4 protein-coding genes are annotated in these 4866 nt (G+C 71.5%); 2 read left to right on the forward strand and 2 right to left on the reverse strand.

Annotation, left to right across the window (positions count from 1 at the left end; translation table 11 throughout):
- Nucleotides 1-139 precede the first annotated feature (139 nt).
- On the forward strand, nucleotides 140-409 hold the full coding sequence (locus ACRDSQ_RS02630) for a hypothetical protein (protein WP_431418418.1): 270 nt from the start codon (nucleotides 140-142) through the stop codon (nucleotides 407-409).
- Between the two features lie 9 nt (nucleotides 410-418).
- Nucleotides 419-2245, forward strand: a complete 1827-nt coding sequence (gene glmS / locus ACRDSQ_RS02635) for a glutamine--fructose-6-phosphate transaminase (isomerizing) (protein ID WP_431418420.1) — start codon at nucleotides 419-421, stop codon at nucleotides 2243-2245.
- A gap of 1 nt (nucleotide 2246) precedes the next feature.
- Here the strand turns inward: glmS and ACRDSQ_RS02640 are convergent, their stop codons facing one another.
- Together ACRDSQ_RS02640 and ACRDSQ_RS02645 are read right to left on the reverse strand one after the other, a co-directional pair.
- Nucleotides 2247-3995 (reverse strand): EAL domain-containing protein, encoded by a 1749-nt coding sequence (locus ACRDSQ_RS02640; RefSeq protein ID WP_431418423.1) that lies wholly within the window; start codon nucleotides 3993-3995, stop codon nucleotides 2247-2249.
- 155 nt (nucleotides 3996-4150) lie between these two features.
- On the reverse strand, nucleotides 4151-4866 hold a 716-nt coding region (locus ACRDSQ_RS02645; RefSeq protein WP_431418422.1), incomplete at its 5' end, for a lycopene cyclase family protein.

Raw genomic sequence — 4866 nt, forward strand, 5'->3', positions numbered from 1 at the left:
GAACTCACTGTCGGGAAGTGGGAACTCACTGTCGGGAAGTGGGGACTCGCGACCGTGTGGGAGGGCAACCGGGTGGGTTGTGCCCGGATTCGGGCAGGAAAGTTGCTTAAGGGGTCCTCCGGTGCCAGTGTCGGGGGTCGTGACCGAGTCACCGCCGCCGGACCTCGTCCGGCACGTCGCCGAGAGCACCGGGCTCGCGCCCGGGGTCGCGGCGCGGGTCGTCGCCGATGTGATCGGCTATTTCGGCGAGACGACCGAGGACTACGTCCGCCGCAGGCACACCGAGCTGCGGGGCAAGCAGTACCGCAACGCGCAGATCTGGACGGCCCTGGCGGCCGAACTGGCCGCCCGGCCGGTGTCGCCGCCGCGGCTGACTGAACGCCAGTTGCGCCGCATCGTCTACGGATAGGGAGCATGTATGTGCGGAATCGTCGGATACGTCGGGGACCGCGACGCCACCCCGGTGCTGGTCGAGGGCCTGCACCGGCTGGAGTACCGCGGCTACGACTCCGCCGGCGTGGCCGTGCTGCGCAAGGGCAAGCTGGTGGTGACCAAGGCCGCCGGACGCGTGCAGGAGCTGCGTGACCGGCTCGCCGAGTCCGCCCCCGTGGCCTCCACGATCGGCATCGCGCACACCCGCTGGGCCACCCACGGTGAGCCGTCGGACCGCAACGCCCACCCGCACCTCGACGCGGCGGGCCGGATCGCGGTGGTGCACAACGGCATCATCGAGAACGCCGAACCGCTGCGGGCCCGGCTGACCGCCGACGGCGTCGAACTCGCCTCCGACACCGACACCGAGGTCTTCGCGCACCTCATCGCCGCCGAACTCGGCGCCGAGTCCCTGGAGGACGCCGTCCGCGCCGCCGTGCGGCAGGTCGAAGGGACCTACGGGCTGGTCGTGCTCGACCGGACCCGGCCCGACGAGCTCGTCGTCGCCCGCAACGGCAGCCCGATCGTGCTCGGCATCGGCGACGGCGAGATGTACGTCGCCTCCGACGTCGCCGCGCTCGTGCACCACACCCAGCGCGTCGTCTTCCTCGACGACGGCGAACTGGCCACGGTCAAGGCCAACGAGTACCGCACCTCCACGTTGGAGGCCCGGCGCACCAGCAAGGAGCCGACCACTGTCGACGCCCTCGCCGACGACTACGAGCTGGGCGGTTACCCCGACTTCATGCGCAAGGAGATGGCCGAGCAGCCCGAGGCGGTCGAGCGCGCCCTGCGCGGACGCCTCGACGAGCGCTTCGCCACCGCCCACCTGGGTGGGCTCGGTCTCGACGCGATGGCGCTGCGCGCGGTCCGCCGGGTCAAGTTCCTCGGCTGCGGCTCGGCGTACTACGCGGGCCAGATGGGCGCGACCCTCGTCGAGGAGCTGGCCCGGATCCCCGCCGACGCCGAGCCCGCGTCCGAGTTCCGCTACCGCAACCCGGTGGTCGACCCGGACACCCTCTACGTCGCGATCAGCCAGTCCGGCGAGACCCTGGACACCCTGGCCGCCGTGCAGGAGCTGCGGCGCAAGGGTGGCCGGGTGATCGGCGCGGTCAACGTCGTCGGCAGCGCGGTGGCCCGCGAGTGCGGCAGCGGCGTGTTCCTGCACGCCGGACCCGAGGTGTCGGTCGCCTCGACCAAGGCGATGACGAACATGTCCGTCTCGTTCGCGATGCTCGCGCTGCTGTTGGGCCGGGTGCGCGACCTCTCGGCGTCGTCCGGCACCCGGATCGTCAACGGGCTGCGGGCGCTGCCCGAGCACATCGAGCAGGTGCTCACCACCGACGACGCGGTGCGCGACATCGCGAAGCGCTACTCGAAGGCCACGCACATGTTCTTCCTCGGCCGGGTGCGCGGCTGGCCCGTGGCCCGTGAGGGCGCGCAGAAGCTCAAGGAGATCTCCTACGTCCACGCCGAGGCGTACCAGTCCGCGGAGCTCAAGCACGGCCCGCTCGCGCTGATCGACCCGGACATGCCCAGCGTGGTGATCGTGCCCGACGACGAGCTGCTGTCGAAGAACCTCAGCACCATGGAGCAGATCAAGGCGCGTGGCGGGCCGGTCATCGCGGTGACCAACGCCGACCTGCCCGCCGGGCTGGCCGACGACGTCATCCGCGTGCCGCGCGGCGAGCCGGAGCTGGACCCGATCGTGTTCACGATCGCCCTGCAGATGCTCGCCTACCACCTGGCCGTGGAGCTGGGCCGCGACGTCGACAAGCCGCGCAACCTGGCCAAGAGCGTGACGGTCGAGTAGGTCAGACCGCCTGGTGGGCGGCGAGGTAGCGGGTGTCGGCCCTCGGGTCGACCCGCATCGCGTGCTGGCCTCGCCGCTCACCGGGACGGCCGCGCAGCACCTCGACGCGGTCCGCGCCCGGCCGGGTCAGCACCCAGCTCGACCCGGCCACGGCCTTGGCCTGCTTCTTCAGCGGAGCCAGCAGCCGGGAGGCCTCGCGGTAGGACGACACGGTCCGCACGCCGCAGACCAGGGAGGCCAGCGACACGGTCACCGCCATGCCCTCGGTCACCCAGGTCTGGTCGACTATCCGGGTGGCGAGGGTGGCGATCTCGTCGAGCTCGGTGACGATCAGGAAGTCGTCGCCGCCGACGTGGCTGACCCGGGTGCCCGGCAGGTCCGTCTCGGCGTCGGCCAGGGCGCGGCCGATCGACCGGATCAGGTCATCGCCCGCGGCGAACCCGACGGTGTCGTTGACCGCCTTGAAGGAGTCGACGTCGAGCCAGGCGACGACGAACATCTCGTTGTTGTGGATGCGGCGGTCGATCTCGCGGTCGACGATGTCCGCGCCGGGCAGCCTGGTCACCGGGTTCAGCGCGGCGGCCTGCTCGATCTTGGACTCGGCGACACCGCGCACGACCTCGGTCAGCCGGACCACGCCCAGGCACACCCGTTGGTTGTCGACCACCACGATGTCGTCGCCCGCGCGCTCCCAGTCGGCGTCGCCGACCATCTCCAGCAGCTGCAGCCCGGTCGCGTCGGCGCGGATCACCCGCGGCGCGTCGGCGTGCCTGCTGGCGGGCTTCTTCGCGTTGAGGGCGTGGCCGTAGGGGCCGGTCACCGCGATCAGGAAGCGGCTGCGCTCCACCGAGTACGTGGGCCTGCCGTAGGTGTCGACCAGGATGACGCCGTTGATCGTCGGCGCGTCGGCGAGGGCCTCGCGGACCTCCTCGGCGGTCACCGTCTCCGGCAGGGTCGTCGCGGGGCGCAGGAAGTCGACGACCATCGGCACGCCGGGGGCCTCGTTGGTGACCCGGCTGGTCGCGTTGAACTCGATGATGTCGGCGACCTGGCGCGGCAGCGGCACCGACGTCGTCGCGTCCGCGGTCTCACCGGCCAGGAGCGCGCCCTGGGCCAGGCGCACGCCGAGGCGGTTGAGGCAGAGCAACTGGTCCTCGCTGTCGACACCGACCGCGGCGAGTCGGATGCCGGTGCGCGAGCAGAAGTGGGCGAGGCTCTCCACGATCGCGAGGCTGGTCGCCTCCTCGGGCAGGCCGCCGATCAGGTGGGCGTCGAGCTTGACCAGGTCGGGGGCGACATCGGCGAGCAGGGACAGCGGCAGGTCGCCGTCGCCGACCGAGTCGAACGCGATGCGGTAACCGGCCTCGCGCAGCTGGCCGAGCCCGCGCAGCAGCTCGGCGCGGTGCACCTGGCTGAACGGCGGGCTGATCTCCAGGACCACCTCGGTCTGGTGCCGCCCGGTCTCCTTGAGCGCCGGGCGCATCGCGGCGATCAGCTCCTCGGCCTTCGTCGCGGTCACGGCGAGGATGTTCACGTGCAGCGGCACGGCGACGTCGTGGCGCGCGGCAGCCAGCACGGCGCGGCTCGCGAGGGTGATATCGGTTTCGACCAGCCTGCCGGATTTCCCGGCTTTTCGAAGCAAGTCATAGATTCCGCCGGATTTCGGCCGCGCGAGTGCCTCCACCGCGACGGGCTCCCCGGTACGGGTGCTGAGCAACGGCTGGAACGCGAAACTGACGCCCTGAACCATGGTCACGGGCGTCATAGTGCCTGTTCCAGGGCTTGTTGTGAGCAGAGGTCACCAGGTGTTCATGTTGCTGTGGTCCACCTCACGACCGTTAGGAGAGCGGTGGACACACACGCAACCCGAAAGGGTGAATCATGCGATTTCGGCATTGGGAATGATTACCGCAATGTCGCCATGGTTGTGCGAATTCTCCACGGAACGTGCCGGAACATGGCCGCCATCGCGGCGGTCGTGCCGCGCACGTCGTCGCGACCCGTGAGGTATGCGTCGCGAAGATCGGCGGGCAGCGTGAAGAAGGTGTCGAAGAAGGCGGGGAACCGGTCGGCGGGCAGCGCGGTCAGGGTGCGCAGGCCGCGCAGGCGCAGGCCGTGGACGACGCGGGCGGCGGGGGACCAGCAGGCGGCGCGGGCCGCGGCCCTGGCTTTCGACGGGCCGTCCGGCAGCGCTTCGGCGATCGCGGTGGCGACCGAGGGAGCGACCGTGAGGGCGTCGCCGAGGCTGTAGCCGGTGGCCGGGTGGACCATGCCCGCCGCCGCGCCGAACGGCACGGCGTTCCCGCGCCACGGCGGGGTGATGTCGAGGGGGAAGCGGACCCACTCGGTGTCCCCGGTCAGCCCGATCCCGCGCCCGCGGAGCCGGGCGGCCAGCACATCGCGAGCCACACCGGGCCGCGCGGCGAGACTCGTCTCCTCCAGCAGCACCCGGTCGCCGGGCAGCGGGACGGCGTAGAGGAACGTGGCGACGCCGCCGTCGGTGATCCAGTCGTCCATGAACACCGCCTCGCCCGGAGCCACGAAGCGCGCGGCGGCGGTCGCGGGAACGATCACGCCGAACGCCGTCTGCTCGGTCCGCGGCGGCCGCGTCGGCCCACCAC

The sequence above is a fragment of the Actinokineospora sp. genome, from assembly GCF_050699995.1.
Classification (GTDB): Bacteria; Actinomycetota; Actinomycetes; order Mycobacteriales; family Pseudonocardiaceae; genus Actinokineospora.

Coding starts and splice junctions, on each gene's coding strand:
- ACRDSQ_RS02640 (WP_431418423.1), bottom strand. CDS start 3,995: ATGGTTCAGGGCGTCAGTTTCGCGTTCCAGCCGTTGCTCAGCACCCGT.
- glmS (WP_431418420.1), top strand. CDS start 419: ATGTGCGGAATCGTCGGATACGTCGGGGACCGCGACGCCACCCCGGTG.